The 21,429-nt window shown below is 33.5% G+C and carries 15 protein-coding genes and 2 pseudogenes; 9 read left to right on the forward strand and 8 right to left on the reverse strand.

Annotated features, from left to right (window positions below; translation table 11 throughout):
* The first annotated feature begins 130 nt into the window (after positions 1-130).
* From CDG61_RS04545 to CDG61_RS04570, 6 genes and pseudogenes are all read left to right on the forward strand, one after another.
* Positions 131-2,617 carry an SEL1-like repeat protein gene (locus tag CDG61_RS04545; RefSeq protein WP_087551247.1) on the forward strand — a complete coding sequence of 829 codons (2,487 nt, stop codon included), beginning with the start codon at positions 131-133 and terminating at the stop codon, positions 2,615-2,617.
* Positions 2,618-3,274: 657 nt separating this feature from the next.
* Positions 3,275-3,747: pseudogene (locus CDG61_RS17615) on the forward strand (hypothetical protein); the annotation flags it as partial.
* A gap of 242 nt (positions 3,748-3,989) precedes the next feature.
* Positions 3,990-4,487: a hypothetical protein gene (locus tag CDG61_RS04555; protein ID WP_147387769.1), complete on the forward strand. Its 498-nt coding sequence runs from the start codon at positions 3,990-3,992 to the stop codon at positions 4,485-4,487.
* A gap of 554 nt (positions 4,488-5,041) precedes the next feature.
* On the forward strand, positions 5,042-6,655 hold the full coding sequence (locus CDG61_RS04560) for a VPA1262 family N-terminal domain-containing protein (RefSeq protein WP_087551245.1): 1,614 nt from the start codon (positions 5,042-5,044) through the stop codon (positions 6,653-6,655).
* On the forward strand, positions 6,643-8,169 hold the full coding sequence (locus tag CDG61_RS04565) for a hypothetical protein (protein ID WP_087551244.1): 1,527 nt from the start codon (positions 6,643-6,645) through the stop codon (positions 8,167-8,169). Before CDG61_RS04560 ends, CDG61_RS04565 begins: the two co-directional genes overlap by 13 nt.
* 82 nt (positions 8,170-8,251) lie before the next feature.
* Positions 8,252-9,187 (forward strand): hypothetical protein, encoded by a 936-nt coding sequence (locus CDG61_RS04570; RefSeq protein ID WP_087551243.1) that lies wholly within the window; start codon positions 8,252-8,254, stop codon positions 9,185-9,187.
* Between the two features lie 25 nt (positions 9,188-9,212).
* On the opposite strand, the gene CDG61_RS04575 is transcribed toward CDG61_RS04570, so the two are convergent.
* From CDG61_RS04575 to CDG61_RS04605, 7 genes and pseudogenes are all read right to left on the reverse strand, one after another.
* A complete protein-coding gene (locus CDG61_RS04575; RefSeq protein ID WP_087551242.1) occupies positions 9,213-11,171 on the reverse strand; it encodes a TniQ family protein in 1,959 nt (652 codons plus the stop codon).
* 8 nt (positions 11,172-11,179) lie between these two features.
* Positions 11,180-12,124: a TniB family NTP-binding protein gene (locus CDG61_RS04580; RefSeq protein WP_087551241.1), complete on the reverse strand. Its 945-nt coding sequence runs from the start codon at positions 12,122-12,124 to the stop codon at positions 11,180-11,182.
* Positions 12,111-12,944, reverse strand: a complete 834-nt coding sequence (locus tag CDG61_RS04585) for a Mu transposase C-terminal domain-containing protein (protein WP_416240698.1) — start codon at positions 12,942-12,944, stop codon at positions 12,111-12,113. Before CDG61_RS04585 ends, CDG61_RS04580 begins: the two co-directional genes overlap by 14 nt.
* 47 nt (positions 12,945-12,991) lie before the next feature.
* A protein-coding gene (locus CDG61_RS04590; RefSeq protein ID WP_223155595.1) for an IS3-like element ISAba14 family transposase occupies positions 12,992-14,124 on the reverse strand; the annotation gives its coding sequence in 2 pieces (ribosomal slippage) (positions 12,992-13,872 and positions 13,872-14,124; 1,134 coding nt in all).
* Positions 14,125-14,208: 84 nt separating this feature from the next.
* Positions 14,209-15,276, reverse strand: a pseudogene (locus tag CDG61_RS04595) (integrase catalytic domain-containing protein); the annotation flags it as partial.
* A 1-nt stretch (position 15,277) separates the two neighbouring features.
* Positions 15,278-15,982 (reverse strand): hypothetical protein, encoded by a 705-nt coding sequence (locus CDG61_RS04600; protein ID WP_087551694.1) that lies wholly within the window; start codon positions 15,980-15,982, stop codon positions 15,278-15,280.
* A 450-nt stretch (positions 15,983-16,432) separates the two neighbouring features.
* A protein-coding gene (locus CDG61_RS04605; protein WP_223155595.1) for an IS3-like element ISAba14 family transposase occupies positions 16,433-17,565 on the reverse strand; the annotation gives its coding sequence in 2 pieces (ribosomal slippage) (positions 16,433-17,313 and positions 17,313-17,565; 1,134 coding nt in all).
* A gap of 355 nt (positions 17,566-17,920) precedes the next feature.
* Here CDG61_RS04605 and CDG61_RS04610 point away from each other — a divergent pair.
* Positions 17,921-18,778: a hypothetical protein gene (locus CDG61_RS04610; protein ID WP_228199613.1), complete on the forward strand. Its 858-nt coding sequence runs from the start codon at positions 17,921-17,923 to the stop codon at positions 18,776-18,778.
* Positions 18,779-18,835: 57 nt separating this feature from the next.
* Here the strand turns inward: CDG61_RS04610 and CDG61_RS04615 are convergent, their stop codons facing one another.
* The gene (locus CDG61_RS04615) at positions 18,836-19,078 is read right to left on the reverse strand and encodes a transposase (RefSeq protein WP_087551231.1); all 243 of its coding nucleotides are present in this window, start codon (positions 19,076-19,078) and stop codon (positions 18,836-18,838) included.
* A 118-nt stretch (positions 19,079-19,196) separates the two neighbouring features.
* On the opposite strand from CDG61_RS04615, the gene CDG61_RS04620 reads away from it, so the two are divergent.
* Together CDG61_RS04620 and CDG61_RS04625 are read left to right on the forward strand one after the other, a co-directional pair.
* Complete coding sequence (locus tag CDG61_RS04620; RefSeq protein ID WP_087551230.1) at positions 19,197-19,433, forward strand: helix-turn-helix domain-containing protein; 237 nt, start codon at positions 19,197-19,199, stop codon at positions 19,431-19,433.
* 81 nt (positions 19,434-19,514) lie between these two features.
* Entirely contained in the window at positions 19,515-21,428 is a 1,914-nt protein-coding gene (locus tag CDG61_RS04625) for an AAA family ATPase (RefSeq protein WP_087551229.1), read from the forward strand.
* The last annotated feature ends 1 nt before the right edge of the window (position 21,429 follow it).

The raw sequence follows: 21,429 nt of genomic DNA on the forward strand, positions 1-21,429 counted from the left end.
AGTCAGTCTGCCGGATATGAAAAAAACTGAAAAAAGAGTGAAGTATTCAAGTAAATATGCAGCTGAATATTTACTTTCACTATAAAAAAGTACAGCACAGATTTTGCAAAAATAAACCAGGGTTCCCTCTATGGCACATCGTATTTATGTCTATAACGTCAGTAAAAATGGCAAAGAAAAATATTCAGAACTGCTTGCTGAATGGAATTATGTGATTCCCTTGTTGCTGATGCCGCTGTTTTTTGCCAATCCGCGGGTGAAAGGAAGCTTACTGTATTTTGACCGTGAAGCAGGGATTGCAAATCTGCATCGTTTTTATGATTTACTGGGTGAAAGCTATGAGCTGACTTATAAAGCCTGTTTTTATGAACCACGCAGGCAAATGTTTGAAGTGCTGGAAAATCTGCCTTTTGCGTGTTTTGAAATGGATGCATCTGATGTTTTTAATATGAATGAGGAAAGCCATAAAGAGCAGGCACAGCAATGGGTTGAAGATATTCAGCAAATGCAGGGTATTTTTGAGCAGGCACTGGAAAGCCGTGACCTGTCTCTGCTGAATGAAGAAGTAGCCAAAACAGGTTATGAAAGTTTTCGTGACATGCTGGAAACTGACTGGATTCAGTATGGACTTGGCTATTGGGAAAAATCACTGTATCAGCATGCAGCAGAAAGTTTTGAGAGCAATGGTCTGTGGGGGCTGAAAAATCGCAAGGGTGAAGTGATACTGGAACCACAGTTCAGTCAGCTCTGGGCATTTAATGATGAAGGCATTGCTGTTTTTTTGAAAGATGAAAAATATGGCTATATCCGTGATACAGGGCAGATTGTGCTGGAGGCACAATTTTCTGAGGCTTTTGATACCTTCTCACATGAATCCATCAACTATGCTGTTGTTCAGCCTTTGCATGCACCTGAAAAGCAGGGGTTGATCTGTGCGGATACGGGTAAGTGGATGCTTCCACCTGTATATGATGCTGTAGACCAGCTGGCATATACAGACTGTTTCAATGTACTGCTGGATGATCAGTATCAGCTGCGAAATCTTCAGAATGAACAGGTTATTCAGCAGTCATCCGCCGTGCCATTTGAAATGCACTATCTGAGTTCTGATGCTCATCTGTATTTCTATAAACAGAAAGGCAGTGCCAAAAGACAGTATTTTCAGAGCAATGGTGAAATATTTGGTGAGTATATGGAAGATATACTTTCAGCACTGTCACCCAATTTTATACAGGTCAGCCCTCATAAATTTCAGCGAAAAATATCTGTTCTGAATGCCAATGGTTCAGTGTTGCTGGATGAGGTGGATGAACTGAAAATGTGGTCAGATAACTACCGCAGTTTTGTCTACCGGAAACAGAAAAAATGGCATGTGTATGATACCTTCAGCCAGTCATTTCTGCTGCCTGAAGGCTGCGATAAACTGCTGAATGATGCTTATATTCATTTTCTGAAAGATGTGTATCTGTTTGAAAATGCAGGACAGTATGGTCTGTATGATGCGCAGCAACATCAGTGGCTGATTCCACTGGAAAATGACTTCAGCAAAATTGAATATACAGATACGGAGTTTTTCCGTTGCACAGCTACAGATGGCATGCGCTATTACGATGCAGAACAGAAATACCTGAGTGATCTTTTTGATTATATTGCCCCTGCGCTGGATCGCTACTTTCCTGAATTCAGTCAGCTGACGCTGTATAAAGGTACACAGCTGTATACGATTAATTTACAAAGAGAAGTACAAAAACTGACTGCGGAGCAGGTTGGGCAGTATTATTTAAAGCGCTTCAGTTTTCGAGGGAAAGACCTGAAGTTTTTTGAACGGTTTTATCAGCAGTGGATTGAAGCACAGGGAACAGAGTATCTGAAATTTTTTGACGCAGACACCCTGTTTCAGATGGCAAAACAGTATCAGGAAAAAGACTGTATAGACGAAGCACTTCAGTATTTTCAGCTTGCAGCCAGTAAAGGGCACAGTGAAAGCATGGTGGAAGCAGGGTTGATTTATGATGATCATGAAGCTTTCTGCAATAAAGCGCAGGCTTTTTCATACTATGAACAGGCAGCACAGCTGGGCAACTCATGGGGCTGGAACAATATGGGCTGTTTGTATTTAAACGGGCAAGGTGTTGTAAAAGATAGTGCTCAGGCGGTGATGTGTTTTGAACAGAGTATGCAGTTAGGTAATGGGCAGGCTTATAAAAACCTGGCAGGGCTGTATTATGACGGTATAGATGTAGAAAAAAATGTTGAGCTTGCAATGCGGTATTATGAACAGGCAGAAAAGCGTTTTTATTTCTGTGGGGAACAGCTTGCTGACCTGTATTATGATGCACAGGATTATAAAAAAGTCCTGAAAATAATTAAACGTGATAACGATGAAGGTTATACGGCTATATATTTTGCTTTAATGCATGAAGGTGGAATAGAGCTGAAACAGAATACCAAAAAAGCCATTCAGTACTTTGAGCAGTCACTGGGTTATGCTGAGTATCACTACGCATTGAACAGGTTGCTTCATTATTATGGGGAGTCGGAACAGTTTGAAAATAAAGAAAAATATGAACGGTGGAAAAATTATATAGAGGAAAATGGAATTCAGTTGGGTGAATAGACTTCTTTAAAATTAGAAAAGATTAAAAAAAGTTGATGGGGTTAAGGTGTGATTTATTTAAATAGACTCGTCTCTGATATGTATTTAATTTTATAAGTATTTTAGCCTTTTCATTGCTTTTGCATCTATGTGTAATATAAATATTTAATTAAAAACTGGATTGCATCTTTAAAAAAAACCGCCATTAATGGCGGTTTTATCATGATAACTTATGTGTCACGCCGTCATGCGGCATATTCTCTGTCATTTCAGTAAACATAAATTCAAAGACATAGAAAATCTTGCGACACATAATGACATTAAAAGCGACGCAATAGATGACATTTTGTGGAATATGCGACACAACTGATGTCATTCTACAGCTATCGGATAATTATGTTCTCGATGAGAAATGACTGTCGCATATAGTTAAAAATGTGATTAAGGTAGATTTTATAAATAAAACTGAGAGTTTGTTTTTTTTAAATTAAAAATTTAAAAAACAATATTTTATCGGATTTTATCCTTGTTTTTATGTGATTAAAAAGTATACTTAAATAAAGTGTATTGGCTTTTTGGCAGTAAATTTCAAATGTATATTAATTTCCCAATAACAGATGATCAAAAGCATTCAGAGACAGGACCTATAGAGGTGGGGGGATTCTTCTCGGATCATGACCAGTGCGTGGAAATAAGTTGTGAGAACTGTTAACGCTCGTTAATGAAAATGAATGGCGAACGCCTAATGTACCAATTTTACAGTTAAAACTTCCATATTGTTTTATAGCAGATGAAGTGGTGTATATCACTCAGCTCGATGCATTTGGTCATTATAGAAAACATCTATTACCAGGAACAATTTTTGGTGGTCGTTTCCCGATTCATATTTGGCCACGACCGTTGATGTGGGCATTTGAATGGCATGATACGTCTAAAGATTTGATTTTAAAACGTGGTGAGCCTTTGTTTTATTGTCAGTTTGATGGTTTTGATCTATCACGAACAGTAAAGTTGATTCAAGGTGATAAAACACCAGAACTTTTACATTATATAGAACAGATTTCAGGCGTAGTGAATTATGTTAATCAAACTTTTTTCTGTTTAGTGAGGTAGAGAAAGTTAGAGCGAATTTTCTTTTAAAAGAGAAGTAAATATTAATTTGCAGTTTAGGTAAGTATTTATTATGTTGAGAAGTAAATTTTTTATTTTTAATTTGTTTTTTATTTATTTTTTTATTAATATTATTTTTATAATTAAATTTAATTTTTTAGAATAATTGTTTTATCAGTCTTTGACTTGTTTGTTATTTAGTTTTTTTTATGTTTTGTTGTTATTTAATTTTTATAAGAAAAAGAAATTAAATTGTGATCATGTTTTTAGCTTTAAAAGGGGGTTGTTAATATTAATTTTTATTATTTTTGGTTTTACGGGAGTTTTATCTAAATTAAATATTTTATTTTTATATGATATTGAAGATGGTTTTAATAAGTCTTCAGAGAAAAATATTATAATGAAAGGGTATTTTAAAACAGGGACTTCAAAGCAGGGTGGGGATATTTGGGCATATGCAGATAGTGCTGAAGACGAAAGATATGATTATGTGCTTGTTTGTGATTTTATTAAAATAACTAGATGTGATTATGGTGATTTTAAAGGTGAGAGTTTTATATTGAAAAGTTTTAGACCTAATTTAAAATTTTTGGATTTAAATGATGTTGTTTATGAGTTGCGTCGGATGGATGGTAGTACTCTTGTAAGTTCGAGTGAACAAATAAAAATTTACAAGGATAATAAGAGAAGTATTTTAATTTATTTTATATTAATAGTTACCCCGTTGTTGTGTTTTTATTTGTTTTTTTATTTAATGTTAAGAGGGTTTAAAAATGACTGATATTTATAATAAGTTGATAGATGATCAAATATTTAAGTTGGATTAACTCATGTGATTAAAATTCAATCTGGATTAAAGAAAAAACCGCCATTAATGGCGGTTTCTCAATGACAACTTATGCGTCGCATGATGGGACGGCCGTCACACGACACAAGGTTTGTCATAAGCAATAATGAAAAATCAATTACTTAACAAATCTTGCGACACATAATGACAGAGGATAGCGACACAACCTATGTCATTTTTTAGGTAAAACGACACAACCTATGTCAATTTTAAAATACGAGTATTCTGCTGTTGAGTATATTAGAGAGCTTTCTTGGCGGCATCAGACTTACTGGCCCTATTTCGTCTGCCTAAGTAAAGCCTATGAGCTTACGATTTAAAATTGGAAAAGTACCATCTTATTGTCTATGCATGTGCTTAGCAAAATCTGTTTGTAGTCGGTCTGTATTTTTAAATATTTGAAATAACTGGCTGACTATAAAGATATTTTGTTGTTAAGAAGTGTATGTGATAGGGTTGGTGCAGATGAGCGTAAGAGTAAATAAGTTATGCTGGAAGCTTCACACTATATAAACTCTATCTTTGAGTTATTAGAGCCCAATATCATTGGTTTTCACAATCAGTTCGAAATTATAACTATCTTTGCGATACCTAAAGGGGATGGAAGGCCTCAACCTTTTAATGTTTTGACGGTAGTGGTTGCTCAAGAAGAATCAACGAAAGAACTTCAGCAAGAAATTTTATTAACTCCAAAACCATTAAGAATACCAGGTTTAAAAGATATTTCTTTTGGAATGGTAAAATATTCAATAGATGTAGAAGAAACAAGAGCTCTTCTGATGAATTTAGCTCAAAATAATGTATGGGCTGCGAATAAAAAGGATTTATTATTATCAAACAGCCTTGATTTAATTCCTAGAATATTTGTCCCACCTGATGCTACAGAAGTAGTACCACTCAACAAAATACTGAAAAACAATTTTTGGAGTGGTTCACATGTTTTTGAGTGGTTTGATACAACAAAAGATAATTTTACAGTTTTCTTCGAACAGCCTGATTTATTGCAAAAGTTATCTGAACAAATTCAAAAATTTATACCAATTAAATTGGCAAGTTTATCAGACCGATTAGGAAATCTTATCATTCAATTACCAGTCTCCATTGTATTGACAGACTTGCATCATACGAAACAAGGTAATGCGTTAACTTTAAAAGTAGCTTGGCATCCTAAGGCCTCTTCTGAAGGTAAAAATCTAGTTTTTAATTGTATTCGTTTGGATGATAAAACATGTCAAGACTTCTATTCTTGTCGAATTAAGACTAATGACGTGACTATTCCTATGATGCATGAAAGAGGTGCACATCGATATTACTTATGGGATGATGATAGAAAAATTTTATTAGCGGCTTCTGGGAAAAGTTCCTTTATTCATGAAGTCACAATGAATAGCGCAATGATTGAGCATGAGCCTCGAGGTTTTTATATCAAAAATAACAGCACAGATAGAGAACTAATTCGAATAGGTATGATTACAAATCGATCGTTTAATATAAATACTGATAAAAATGAATCGAAGATATTAAATCATACATGGACATCACAGCGTTTATATGAACATGAAAAAACAGATTTGTTAAACCAAAAGAAACTGATTCAATACAAGCGTGATGAGTCTGTTAAAGCACATGATGATCTCAGGACACTTATTCAACATTATGGTCAAGAATCAGTTTACATTTGGGATCCTTACTTAGCGCCTCAAGATATTTTACGAACTTTATTCTATTGCCCTCATTCTAATTCAAATTTAAAAGCTATTACGGCTTTGGAGTATCCACCAGATACAGAGAGCCAAACAAAAAAAGATGCATTAAAGAATTATAGTGAGGAACTAGAGAATAGTTGTGAAAATAAGTTTGGTTTGAGGCTGGAATTTAGAGCCAAGATTGATCAATACGGTTGGTCATTCCATGATCGGTTCCTTATTTTTCCTAAAACTAGCATTGGTCCAAGAGCTTGGTCCTTAGGGACTTCTGTAAATAGCTTAGGTAAGGCACACCATATTTTTCAAGAGGTGTCTGATGGTCGCCTAATTGCTGATGCATTTGAAAGTTTATGGGCTGCTTTAGACCATCAGGAGTGTTTAGTATGGAAGAGTTAGAGCAGAATAAAATATTTTTAAGTGCTTTAATTACAGAGAGTATTGGAACGATTAGCCCTATTAAGCCATCTCGAACTTTAAATACAATAATGTCCATTCCAGAAGAGATTCCTTTTAAATTTTCTAGAGATGAGCGTAGTGAGATTTATCAAAATTTAATAAAAGATTATCCTGTTCTAGAAAATTTCTATAATAAAAAATCTTGTGGATTAGAAAACTCACTTAATCAGGATGAACGAAACTCTTTAAAGGAACTCTTACAGTGGATAATACAAGAGCTACGTGTTTGGGATGAAGCTGAGGATAATAATGCCAAATGCTTAGCACTGATTTTTATTATTTCTAATATTCTACTTGAAAACCTATGGGAACTATTACCATTTAGTGTAATAAATAATACTAAGATAAGTACTTTCTTAGAGGGGAGATTTCATAAGTTTCAAACTAATATTATTATTCCTCAACAACAGCAAGTGCCAATTTGGGAAAAAGAAGCAGTTCAACAATATATGGAAGCGATTAAGGAGAAAGATTGGCAACATTTAGCTAATAATTGGCATATTTGGCGGAATTCTCCAAAATTAGATCAGGCTAATACTTTTCAATATCAAATGTTCTTATTTTTATTGAATTACTCCCCAGAAAAATTAATAAGTTCTACTGAATTATATGAAGATTTTATTAGTTTTATGCTTATTTGTAAGGAGCATAGTTTTTCTTTACTTCAACGATTTCAAGTTGCTTTAGACACCACAAATGAACTTTTTAGATTTGTCTTACTTTTCTCATTAGAGCTCAATAACAATAAATATCATGATTTAACGGATGCAGAAGCTGATTGTTTTGCACGAATTTTTCAGAAAATTGGAATTAATACTGATCAGTTAAGGCATTGGTTGATGATATTTAATTGTTATCCAGTTAGGTTTCCAATTTTTGCAGAAGGATTTGGAGTATATCTGGCTAAGTATGCTTCTGAAGCAGATATAGATTTATATTTGGAGTCTATAAAGATCGAAGCTATTAACCCACAACATGGTTACCAAAATACTAGGCAAATCTTAGGCAAGACCTTTCATAAACTGGCAGAAGTTGCTGAATATAAAGTCAGAAAGCTCTTCTGGAGTAAGTGTTATTGTAAATGGTTAGCTTGGAATTTTGGAAAGGCAGAAGAGCATTATCATTTAAGTGCAGTTAATTTCAGTAATATAGATTACGCCTTGGTGGGCTATTTTGTTGAATGCAAAGAACAAGGTGATAGAGAAGAAATAATCCAAAGTATTCTAAATGACATCGATAGTATTTTTACAAAAGATTGGTATATCTCACAAAGTAGTATGACGACTGATCTATATAACTTATTGTCTAAATTACAGCCTGTTTGCTATGCAGGTGAAGTCGATAAAGATGTGCTGATATCTTGGTTAATGAAACCTGAAAAAATATACTATTCCAGTATATTTGATATTGATGAGAGATATAGGATTGCCTTCTCTCTTAGAAATATTAAATAATAATGGCTAAAGCTAAATAATATTGGCATAGATTTCTATTGATTAAAAATGATTTGAAAGGAAAAATACAAATGGGGAATAAGTGAATTTTACTCTTTTTTTGTTGCAGAAAATTAAATTAATTGTTGATAATAGTGGGTTTATTGCTAAATTTACTATAGGTGTTGGTATATGTCTTATCCTTTTATATTTTTGGCATATTGATTACTTTCCTACGGACTTGTCATTAGGCGATGGCCTTTTATTTTTCTTAATTACAATAAAATTTTTATTCGTATATGCATTTTTTTTGGGTTCACACTATGCACTTGGAAGTGTTTTATTATTTTGTCTAAGAGCGGTAAGGGATTTTTTCAAAGTTTTATTTTCATTAAAAGTAATGTTGTCTAAAGGATTAATAAATCTAATTTTTTTAAAATTAGATTTAAAAGTTTTCTTTAAAAGAATAAGTAATAATTTTATTAAATTTTTGTTTTACATTTTTGGTTTTGCTTTTGCATTAACATTTTATAGTGGGAAATCAATAAATATATTGATAATGCTCTTTTTAAGTATTCTTTTAAAAATTTTTATTGATAAATTTATAGAGAATTTGAAAGATAATAACGAGAAATTAGTTGAAAATGAAAGTAATGAAAAAAATATAAAGCTTTCAATGATGCTACTTTATATTCTCCTTGTTCCAAGTACTGTATATGCTTTTTATGCTGAAAAATCCAAAAACATTTTTATTAACATGGCATTAGGTTCTGTCCGAGAAGATGAAAAAAACAGCTTAATTTATATCAAAGATGGATTTGAAGATTTCTTTCCAGAGTCAAAAATTGGGAAGAAAAAGGGTGAATACGTTGAGATAAAAGGTGGTGAAATACTCTTAAAAGGGGTCGGTAAGAATGCTTTAATTCAATATACAACTAAAACCAAAGACCAAAATGGAAATATAGTTAAAATAAAAGTTAAAGTCGAAGTTCCTAATGAAGCCCTATTAATTGTAAGAAGATCCCAGCATCAGGATTAGATGGGATCTTCAACTCATTATCAAATCATTGTAATACTAACTTTAATACTTCTTTTTTATTGAAAAGCCTAATCTTTTTATCTTCCTTTCCCAAATAGTAAGGCTTAATAATTCCTAGATTCTGTAAGTTAGTGATATGAGAGTGACGCATACCTAAGAGGGTACTTGCTTCAGCACCAGTGACGTATTCCTCTTTTAACTTCAAAACTTCAGTTAGTTCATTCTTATTAATGAGCTTCCAGTAAATTAAATCTTCAATGTTTAAAAATCCTGTTTCGCACCAATATTTTTTCATCCAATTTATAGCACAGCTTAATTGCTTTGCTGCCTCTGAGTAAGGAACATAATCTTCGCTTTCGAGTTTTTTCTTAAGATTTAATAATGAATTAGCCTGGATTTGAACTGAGAGAAGATGGTCCTTATCCTTGCTAAGAATGCCTCTTTGGAGCAGTACCGCAACTTTATTTGGGCTAATTCCTAAAAGTGCAGCTGCTTCTTTTAAAGAGTAATAATCTATACTGGTAGTTATTGATTCCGACTTGTCTTTTTGTCTACCTGTACGTGTTGGATAGTGTTGAATGACCTCTAAATCAGCAGTACTTATATCTTGAACATCTGTCTTTAAAAAAATGTTAATGGGTGTAGAGTCAATATGTGGTCCATGAACAGGTGTAATACCTATTGAGGCTAATTTCTCCACGAGATTTGTAGGGTTTACTTTCAACCGTTTCGCTAAAAGAGCAATCAGCATATATTTTCTATCGAATTCATTAAGTTTGCTCTTTGAATATTGCTTAGGACCATCTACATCTAGTTCATTTTGTTCTAAATTGAACCATCCAATATTTGCTAGTTTACGAGCAGTTTCATAATTGATTTCCAAAAATTCAGAAATCTTATTTAGACAAATATGGTCATTAACGAAAGTCGTGTCACTCAGCGTGTCAGCTATAGATTCATCCTTGTCTATTAAATCTAAAAGAAAGCGTTCTATATCTATACTCGATATATTTCCACGATAAAGCTCTTTTTTCCCTAGCTTTAGATAGTCGCTTTCAATCAATTTCTCAAGCTCAAAACGTGAAACTTTCAAAATACGTTTTATCTGATGGTTTCTAAGTTTTATAGAAATACTTTTTTCACTTATTTTGTATTCATCAGCATTTTGTTCAACGACTTTAATGTGCTTCTTGAAAAAATTCTCATATTTTAAAAATGGTATTAACTGCACCCTAGGATGTGAGTATTTTATTCTAGAATTAATAAGAGCACTGAGCTTAAGTGCTGAAATTTCTGGATGATGAAAATACTCATATACAGAAAGGAAAACTTTCAAATTGGTGTTAGATCCATCCAACTTAAAGAAGTTATTAAACGCATTCCAGCAAGCTGCAAACTCTTTGAATAATTTGTTGGGGTTGAAGTTAACAACATCGATAAACCAATTAATAGTTTCGATCGATTTTGCTTCTCTAGTTGGTGCCTTATTTAATTCAAAACCACAACAAGCACAGTTCTGAACACCTGCTTTTAATGTAATTGGATTCTCACAATTTGGACAAGAATCAATTAAAAAGCATGAATGAATTGGGCACGCATAAATGGGTTTAAGCATCCATATTTTTTTTAAATACCCGTTTTCTCCAAGACAAATAGGGCAGTAGCGTATGTTGTCTAATTCAAACAATTCATGAGGCACTTCAATTGCACCTATTGTTCTAGGAGCTCTATTTGTCGGGCCTGATCTTTCAAAGGCTAGACATGAGTAATCACTATCAATATTTAAAGCATTTAAAACTAAACTAAAGCGGACATGATCCGCTAGATGGTAATTAAGAGATTTCTTAATGATGAATTGATAGTTTTCTTTGCCTACTAAGTTAAAGATCGAGCTGTGTGCATTCAGTTTTGCGGTTCTTAGCAGGAAACTGATTGGTGATTCATATTCATAAGGGATTGCTTGTATTAAAAGAGAATTTTGCATAATGATAGTTATTTCATGAGTGATACGATTTGAGAAATATTCATTTCGAATGGATTTTTACTTTGTTTGCTAATGTATAGTGTGATACCTAACTTCCAGGCAAAACTAAAATCACTAGAATTAATGACTTGTCTTCCATCGTTTAAAGCATGCGTAATACTTTCTCGAATCAGACTCATGATGTATGAGTGATACCCTTTTGTAGCTAATTGAATTTGCATACCAACAAGTTGGCTATCTAGTGCTGGCATAAAAGTGATATTTTGATTACTAAGAGTTCTTGAAACTTCGGCAAGAAATGCAAACATACTGCCACCCTGTGAGGGAGCAGCCGTTAATGGGTTTAGGTGGTAGATGAATGGAAATCTACGTGCAATTTGGCTATCAATCTGTAGTAATGGTACGAACTCAGGTAAACCAACCAAGCAAAAGCTGATCCCAGTTCTATTCACTAAGGTTTTAATCCAATTACCTGTAGTCCGATTCATTCTTGTAGATGTTGGTTTACGCTCAAATAAATGATGGAATTCATCTAGAAATATGAGCTTAGTTTCACATTGAGCAAGTAAATGAATAAGCCTACTTGTTAGGTATTCAGTCGTTCCATATCCATTTTCACAAGTAAGATCTCCCAGTTCTTTGAGCATCATTATCGCTAATGACTTCACTGTGGCTGGTGAGGGAACTTCGACATAACATACTGGAATAATAGATTTCTTATGATCTTTTTCTGTTTTTTCTGAACGTGGCATTAAGCTTAAGATTGTTTTGCACAACGTTGTTTTTCCTAATCCACCTTCTGCCAGCAGCATGCTTCCAACAGGTTCACTATAGGAAATACTTCTTTTGACACAATCTTGTATACCCGTAAAAGCTGCCATGAATTCATTTGAAGTAATGACAATATTATTAATAGATCGGATTCTTTCAAATCGATTGTCAAATTTTTCCATGTTTTAATACCTCCAAAGAACCAAACTGCTCAGTTGGAGTAGGTGCATCTATGGTGGAAATAGGTTGTTGAGAATTGTCCTTTTCTTTCGAAAAAAGCTGTTCTTCAACTTTCTTTAATTGCTTGGGAAGTTCTAAAGTAAGTGGTTTTAATCTTGGTTTATGTTTAATAAGATTACTTTGTATCTCGTGCATAAGTTTATACAGATGATATAAGTCCGACATTGGACCGATCCTCTGTTTGTCGGATCGAGATTGGGCTTTCTTTAGCTTTTGCACTTCAAGATGAGTTACTCGTGACAAGCCAAAAGTATAGTCTTGATTAGTCGAGTCGGCTTGAATAACGACATCTTTATTATTGGGATCTACGACATAAACCTCATTTAAATTTAAATCGTCAATCAGCACAGTAACGGTCTTTATGCCTTGTGCTTGTAACGTCGTAAGTGCATGTGAAAAATAACAAATACCATCTACTCGGACTTGACCATGATTAAGGCTTCTTTCAATAGGTCTACGACATAAAATTTTTGCATCAATATCACTGAGAAAACTAGGCCGAATATCTTCAATAGCATCTTGCCACATGACAATAGGAGAGCGACCAGTCGTATGATGGATAGATTTGTGGTAGACGTCATGGATCCATGTATCAATATATTGTTTCAACTGTTCTAAAGTTAATTGAGCAATTTTATTGGAGTTATAATTCCCTCTATCTATCGGATTTGAAAAAGTTGTTCCAGGTAGTTTTTGAAGGATCCCATGAGTGAGTGTGCTAAAAAAACGTTCAATATGCGGTTTGTTAAGAGGTGGTCCCACTTGTTTGAACAACTAAAAGCGTATTTATAAGTGATATTCCGCTCTAGTTAAGCCACCTTGTTTTGTTGGGGTAGCTGATCATAGTAAAACTCATTTGGTGTCATTTTGTCTAGACTCGAATGAGGTCGTTTCAAATTATAAAACTCAAAATATGCACTTAATTGCTTTTTCGCATCTGTGACACTGCTATAAGCTTTGAGATACACCTCTTCATATTTAACGCTCCGCCATAATCGTTCAACCATCACATTATCTACCCATCGACCTTTACCATCCATACTGATTTGAATGCCATTTGATTTCAATACATCAATAAATGCATCACTGGTAAACTGGCTGCCTTGGTCTGTATTAAATATTTCAGGTCGACCATATTTTTCAATCGCTTCATTTAAAGCCGAAATACAAAAATCCACCTCCATACTAATCGATACTCTATGCGCAAGTACCTTGCGGCTATGCCAATCAATCACAGCACATAAATAAACAAAGCCTTTTGCCATAGGGATATACGTTATATCCGTAGACCACACTTGATTACTGCGCTGAATAGCCAATCCTTTGAGCAGATATGGATATTTACGGTGAGCTTGATTAGCCTGGCTTAAATTTGGTTTGCAATATAACGCCTGAATACCCATTTTCTTCATTAAAGTACGTGTATGACGTCGTCCTATATGATGTCCTTGACGATTCAACAAATCACGCATCATACGACTGCCTGCAAAAGGATATTGCATATGTAATTCATCAATACATCGCATCAGCTTCAGATCTGATGCACTCACAGGTTTTGGGCGATAGTAATAACAACCACGGGAGACTTTCAGCAGCTTAGCTTGCTTAGATACTGAAATCTGAAGTGAGTCGTCGATTAACTTTTGTGGTTGAAGCGGCCCAGTTTCTTCAACACACCTTCTAAAAAATCAATTTCTAATGCCTGCTCACCGATTTTTGCATGTAGTTTTTTTAGATCGATGGGTGGTTCTGTTGGAGCTTTTGATTGATCGAAAGCTTGCGAGGAAGCTGAGATCAATTGATTTTTCCAGTCAATAATTTGGTTTTGATGAACATCAAACTCAGCACTCAATTCAGCAAGTGTTTTTTCTGCTTTAATCGCAGCAAGTGCTACCTTAGCTTTAAAATCATTTGAATGATTTCTTCTTGGTCTACGTGCCATAAAATACTCCATATATTGATGTTTATAACATCATTTGAGGAGCAGAATATCACTTATAGGAGTTGTTCAAATTTACGGATCCATCTCTTTATTCGGTGTGCCAACTTGAGATGGAGTTAAAGTAATTTTCAGCTGTTCGCATACTCGTGCAAGTGAATTATTTTTAAATTCAATTCCATTATCAGGAATGATAATACTCGGAATACCTCCTGGTAATTTATGATTTGGGCGAGTAACCATATCCTTAATGGTTTCTAAAGTGGTTGCAGCACTAGGGGGATACATATTGATATAAGTGCCTACAATTGCTCTTGAATAAACATCAATTGCACATGCAAGAAATGGTCGTCCTAAAGCAACCTTATTTTTTGGGTCGACAATAATAATATCGAGATAGTGTGTATCGATTTCGACCATATAAAGAGCAAAAGGGCTAATAACACTTTTGCCGGCAGCTTGAAAAGCTTTCTTTGCTATTCGGGATCCTTTTTTAATTTTCAATTCAATATAAGGGTCCAATTTCTTGATATGCCGCTGAATACTTCTCAGTGTTGGTAACTGTTCTAATGGGATGCCTTGTTCCATGAATCGGCCAAGCATATAGGCTTGTACGTCTTTGCCAGTTCTATATTCGGGCTTTAAATAAACCTCATTGATTGCTTGATTTAAAATCTGATAGACCTCTGGTGGAAATCTTAAGTATTGATTCCCTTTATATTTATCTTGTAAACACAGTTTGTTCTGCGAAAAACTTTTATATTTAGTAACCCATCTTGCGACAGTACGGCAGGAAGGAGGGTGAGGATCTTTAATTTCAGTGGAAATTTGCTCTATTAATTTTGATAGTTGTTGAGGGCCCGTAGGAGATTTTAGTGATTGAAGAGCGCTAATGACATAGCGTTCTTTACGGTGTATTTCTGAATTATGTTTAGGGTTGATCATCAGCTTATCGGGTGAAAATACGCATAGGATTTCCCCTTTTTTGTAGCGGTTTTCAAACTCATTCGGCGTTATTGAAAATGATTTTCCACCAGCAATTGCTGCATATCGTATAGTGCTGTAGGTGATTGAACCGATTTCGAAAATATAGTCAGGATGTTTTTGAAAATAGAAACGAAAACCTGGTTGTGGGGTTAAAAGAGCATTGTTCATGTTAATAGGCCTCATTTATTTCTTGTTTGACTGGGCTAATTTTTATTCTTTGATGAAAAAATAAATAATCAGCTAGTTCAGGTTTGAGGCCTATTAATTCAAGTGTTCTATAGACTTGATTTGAGTTATCGAACTCTTTGATCTTTAACTGGTCTATAGCATAATTTATTTCGAAAATATTCCAGTTGAATCGATGTCCTCTTTGATACCAATAGAGCAGCTGAGAAATCTGTGTTTCACTTGGTAAATCAGTGTGATCTATTAGCTTAAAAGTAATATCAATTGAGTGAAGTAGGTCAGAAAGTATTGCATAGCGGTTTAAGTCATCAGTTGATAATGATGCTATGGATGGCTTGACTTCATGAACCTCATAAGCTCCTTCTTTGGTTTGAACCAAGAAATCTGGAAAACAATACTGTTCATTAGCCAGCAAGATTTTTAATGCTTGTGAGCGATAATTTAAGATATTTGGATCTTGTTCTAATGAGATTGCATGAGCAAGTTCAAGTCGGCTTTCTAATGGAATTGCTCCACAACATTTTTCACTCGGGAAGAGAGAGGTTCGACGACCAAAAGAACCTTGGTAGATTTTACGTTGTCCATGAATTGTAGCTGCTACATTTACTGTTGATTCAAAGGCAATCCTGACTTGTTCTAGGATACTTGTTTGAATATCAGTTTTTGAAAAAACTGTTTTATAAGACATATCTGTTCATCCAGCAGTAGTTCTATTCTCAATAAACATTTGAGAATGAGTTAATCTGTACTATTACGATGGAATAGCACTTACTTGACTGGTGACGATATAGAGAAGATACTATGATTCTCAGGTCTTTATATTCTTCTATATAAAGTCACGAACGGATCCTTTTAGGGTCCGTTTTTTATTGAATTTTTATCTACTTTTTCATAATCACTCCAAGGTTGTTTCTGAGTATTGAGAATTTAGTGGTTGTCTTGAGAATCTAGAATTGAGTTTCTTTGATTTGCTAACCATGTAGCAACATCCTTTACTAAGGCATATTTGCCACGACGATTAGGGATACTAAAAACTGGAACAGGGACTGTTTTACGGGTTAAGGCTTGTCGAAAGGCAGAGGTGGTCCCACTTGTTTGAACAACTAAAAGCGTATTTATAAGTGATATTCCGCTCTAGTTAAGCCACCTTGTTTTGTTGGGGTAGCTGATCATAGTAAAACTCATTTGGTGTCATTTTGTCTAGACTCGAATGAGGTCGTTTCAAATTATAAAACTCAAAATATGCACTTAATTGCTTTTTCGCATCTGTGACACTGCTATAAGCTTTGAGATACACCTCTTCATATTTAACGCTCCGCCATAATCGTTCAACCATCACATTATCTACCCATCGACCTTTACCATCCATACTGATTTGAATGCCATTTGATTTCAATACATCAATAAATGCATCACTGGTAAACTGGCTGCCTTGGTCTGTATTAAATATTTCAGGTCGACCATATTTTTCAATCGCTTCATTTAAAGCCGAAATACAAAAATCCACCTCCATACTAATCGATACTCTATGCGCAAGTACCTTGCGGCTATGCCAATCAATCACAGCACATAAATAAACAAAGCCTTTTGCCATAGGGATATACGTTATATCCGTAGACCACACTTGATTACTGCGCTGAATAGCCAATCCTTTGAGCAGATATGGATATTTACGGTGAGCTTGATTAGCCTGGCTTAAATTTGGTTTGCAATATAACGCCTGAATACCCATTTTCTTCATTAAAGTACGTGTATGACGTCGTCCTATATGATGTCCTTGACGATTCAACAAATCACGCATCATACGACTGCCTGCAAAAGGATATTGCATATGTAATTCATCAATACATCGCATCAGCTTCAGATCTGATGCACTCACAGGTTTTGGGCGATAGTAATAACAACCACGGGAGACTTTCAGCAGCTTAGCTTGCTTAGATACTGAAATCTGAAGTGAGTCGTCGATTAACTTTTGTGGTTGAAGCGGCCCAGTTTCTTCAACACACCTTCTAAAAAATCAATTTCTAATGCCTGCTCACCGATTTTTGCATGTAGTTTTTTTAGATCGATGGGTGGTTCTGTTGGAGCTTTTGATTGATCGAAAGCTTGCGAGGAAGCTGAGATCAATTGATTTTTCCAGTCAATAATTTGGTTTTGATGAACATCAAACTCAGCACTCAATTCAGCAAGTGTTTTTTCTGCTTTAATCGCAGCAAGTGCTACCTTAGCTTTAAAATCATTTGAATGATTTCTTCTTGGTCTACGTGCCATAAAATACTCCATATATTGATGTTTATAACATCATTTGAGGAGCAGAATATCACTTATAGGAGTTGTTCAAATTTACGGATCCATCTCTGGCTTCTGTAGATTTGTAACCTAGAGCGATTCGAAGAGCGTCATCTGTCATTAGAGGGCCGTAACGGTCGAATAACTCTTTTTCAATTGTAGATGCATCGACTATGGGGTGGATTTCCATTGAGTTCCTGGTAGTAACCTGTCACAACAAAAGCTTATACTTGGGTCTATATGTGTACAAGTTGAATAAATTACTAAAATTTTTCCGGAAATATTTTTTTAAATAATTGATATTTAATAAGTTGATTTGAATTTTGTGGATTATGTTTTGAAAAACGAAAATATTAAAAAAGTTAGAATTAATAAAAGAGATGTCATAGATCAATTACGGGTTGCCTTGTGGTATTCGCACATACAGCATGGTTTAGATGCACAACTACCGTCTCAAATAGCTAGAATAATTGAGCCTGATAAAATTAGAGTGTTGGATGGGTGTGTAACTGATAATGATAGGAAATGGAGGAACTATAAGAATGGTTTAAATGTTCCTCATCCAAAACTTATAGATAAAGCTGAAGCAGTAGTACCAGGCAGCATATTCATAATTAATCATGTGCTTTGGCAAGCTATGAAAAATTCAATAAATTTAGATTTACTTTTAAAGGACGGTATTGGAAAACTGTCATGGGAAGTTCAACGGATACTGTATAAATCAAATAAATATAATTGTGATAGCAAGTTGATTGAGAATTTATCATCTAAAAAACTGATACAGTTGGAGCGATTAGCTAGCTTAGATGCTTTAGCCGCACTCGTTATTTTTCTACGTTTGAGTATCGTGGAAAGTAAGGGCATTATTGATATCAGTCGTGCAATTTATCGAACCTTACTTATTATTTGTATGAAAAAACCATATTCACATTTTAGTGAAGGTTTAATTGTATTGATGAATTCGCACGTGTTTTCTGTAGCGGATTCTAAGGAATCAATATTAGGCGATAGCTTTAAAGAAGACTTTCTAATGGATCTGCAAATATTAAGTACTCAATTTTCACAGACAGATAATGGAAAATTGACCGATAAAACTTGGAAAGAAGACGTTATGGCCTCATCAGATTTTTTGGAAAAAGTAAGGTTCCATAATCTCTTTGAAGAATCACATATCATGACAGTAGAAGCTATCTAAAATTCTTCGCATGTAAATTATCTGTGTATTACACATGTGAGATTTTATGAATATATTTTACATATCTAGGCGTTTAGACAGTCTTTCTTCAGCATACATTTGTTTGAGAGCTAAATTTTCTTGTTCCAATTTATCTAAACGAATAAGAATTTGCTCATTAATATCTATATAACTTGCCTTCCAACGATAGAAAGTTGCTACACTGATTTTGTACTCTTCGCAAATTTGTTCGACAGTTGCACCTGCTAAATTCTTTTTAACAATGCTGTTGATTTTAGCTACAGAAAATTTTTGCTTCACAGTGAATTCCTAAACTATCTTTTAATGATTACCCAAAAGGAAAAATTCAGTAAACAGATAGGATTAAATTAAAAATATCCTATTTTGGGATATTTTTAATTGTAACTGATATTGAGCCATGCGCTCAATACACGATCCTAGGTATCAAGACCTAATTAAGAAACTTATAGAACTCCGTGAGTCCAAAGATGTGACTCAGGTTGAGCTTGCCCAGCGTTTAGTTAAGCCTCAATCGTATGTATCTAAAGTAGAAACCTTAGAACGAAGACTTGATGTAATTGAACTGGTGGATTGGCTCAAAGCTTTAAATATAGAAATTGGGGAATTTGTGAATCAAATAAAATTATATAATTAAAATTAGAAAATCTTGCAAGTTTAAATGTCTTGAAATTTATATTAGTTATTGAAATAATATAAAAAAACTTATCGCTTAGTTATGAAGAATTTTCAATTAAAACGAAATAGAAAATTAGAAATCTTAAGGCTACTTGCAAAGCAAGAAATTAAGATTTTTAAAAAAATTGATCCTATAGTTTTTTTTGATGAAATTTTAGACTTAAAAAATTTACCTTCAACTGATCCACGTTATAAGGATGCAAGAGGGGATCTAATACAGCACTATATTAATAATAATGATTGGGAATTAGATTATATTTTGTTGGAAAGGTTTAATTTTATTGATTCTGATGAAGTTTTAATTGGATTACTCAATAAGGTAATTTCACCTGAGGTTAATGAGAATGATGATGATATAAAATTTTTTTATCATACATTAAATCCAATTTTAATAAATGATTTACTTGAATATCGTTTAAAAGGTATTGATGATAATGGTTTATCAATATTTGAAATTGATGAATTAGATGAAGATAACAAATTTAAAGATTTAGCTGACAATAAAATTCCTTTTGTCTTTAGTAATACTAAACATGAACATAATTCATATTTTTTACTGAGTCCGACCACATGGGATGATTATGGTAATAAGAATGAATTTTTTCTCTATTATTTTGCTAATAATATGAGGAAAGATATAGGTAAGTTGAAAATTATTTCAAAGCAATCTAACAGTACAACAAAAGAAATAGTGGATAAATTTTATACTTTAAGTAATGAATATTGTTCATTGGGACAGAATTTTGATTTTTATAGGAATTTGAAAAATATATTCCAGCAAAATTATTTATCCATTCTAAAAGGATTAAATGATATTGCATTTTTTCCTCAAATATGCGAAGAGTTTGAAAATTTTAGCGATTTTAAAAATAGTATTATTAGATTTGATGAGCAAGAACAGCTCTTAAGACAGGCAAGATACCGTATAGATAATTATGATTTAAGTAATTTATATTCTTTTGAATACAATTTTAAACCAATGTATTCAGATGATGATGGATTAAGAATTGCATTTAACTTTAATGATAGTTCAATTCTTCCTAATAGGATATATGCACTTATAGGAAATAATGGAGTTGGGAAAACGCAACTAGTTTCAAAATTACCATTTGATATAGCAAAAGGTAATTTTGAATTATTTGCACCTAAGCTACCTCTTTTTAGTAAAGTGATAGCTGTTTCGTATAGTGTATTTGATAAATTTGTAATACCTGAAAGTTCATCTAAAATTAATTATATTTATTGCGGATTAAGACATTCAAAAGGAAGTTCAGAGTCGATACTCTCAGAAAATGAACTAAATGCTAGATTCTTTTTATCAATAGTTAAAGTTCAGAAGAATAAAAGATTTAGTAGTTGGATTGAAATTATAAAAAATTTTTTTCCAAAAGAGTTAGTTGATGTTTGGATTGAATGGGATTCGACAGTATTTGAGCAAAAGTTAAATATAGTAGAAATTAATAAGTCATTAAAAACATTTAGTTCTGGGCAAGCTATATTTTTATATATCCTTACTGAGATTTTAGCTAATATAAGATATGACTCATTAATAATATTTGATGAACCAGAAACACATTTGCACCCTAATGCAATTTCACAATTAATAAATAGTATTCATCTTTTAGTAAAAAAATTTCAATCTTTTTGTATTATAGCTACACATTCACCTATTATTGTTCAAGGCATATTATCGAAAAATGTATATGTCATAAGAAATGAAAATGGTATCTTAAATGCTAAACATCCGGCAATTGAAACTTTTGGTGAAAACTTAACAAAAATAACGGAAGATATTTTTGGGTCAAGAGAAACTGATTCACAATTCAAAAAAGAATTGGAAATATTAATAAAAAAAGGATATTCATTTGAAGAAATTTTAGAACTTTTACGAGAAAATAATATACCGCTTAGCTTAAATCTTACTGTTCTTTTGAAAAGTATGGTATCGAACTGAT

The sequence above is a fragment of the Acinetobacter sp. WCHAc010052 genome (assembly GCF_002165295.2).
In the GTDB taxonomy this organism is placed as follows: domain Bacteria; phylum Pseudomonadota; class Gammaproteobacteria; order Pseudomonadales; family Moraxellaceae; genus Acinetobacter; species Acinetobacter chinensis.

What these genes read in the sequence shown, in the direction of transcription:
- CDG61_RS04545 (WP_087551247.1), top strand. Translation starts at nt 131, where the DNA reads ATGGCACATCGTATTTATGTCTATAACGTCAGTAAAAATGGCAAAGAA.
- CDG61_RS04560 (WP_087551245.1), top strand. Translation starts at nt 5,042, where the DNA reads ATGCTGGAAGCTTCACACTATATAAACTCTATCTTTGAGTTATTAGAG.
- CDG61_RS04565 (WP_087551244.1), top strand. Translation starts at nt 6,643, where the DNA reads ATGGAAGAGTTAGAGCAGAATAAAATATTTTTAAGTGCTTTAATTACA.
- CDG61_RS04575 (WP_087551242.1), bottom strand. Translation starts at nt 11,171, where the DNA reads ATGCAAAATTCTCTTTTAATACAAGCAATCCCTTATGAATATGAATCA.
- CDG61_RS04580 (WP_087551241.1), bottom strand. Translation starts at nt 12,124, where the DNA reads ATGGAAAAATTTGACAATCGATTTGAAAGAATCCGATCTATTAATAAT.
- CDG61_RS04600 (WP_087551694.1), bottom strand. Translation starts at nt 15,982, where the DNA reads ATGTCTTATAAAACAGTTTTTTCAAAAACTGATATTCAAACAAGTATC.
- CDG61_RS04620 (WP_087551230.1), top strand. Translation starts at nt 19,197, where the DNA reads ATGCGCTCAATACACGATCCTAGGTATCAAGACCTAATTAAGAAACTT.
- CDG61_RS04625 (WP_087551229.1), top strand. Translation starts at nt 19,515, where the DNA reads ATGAAGAATTTTCAATTAAAACGAAATAGAAAATTAGAAATCTTAAGG.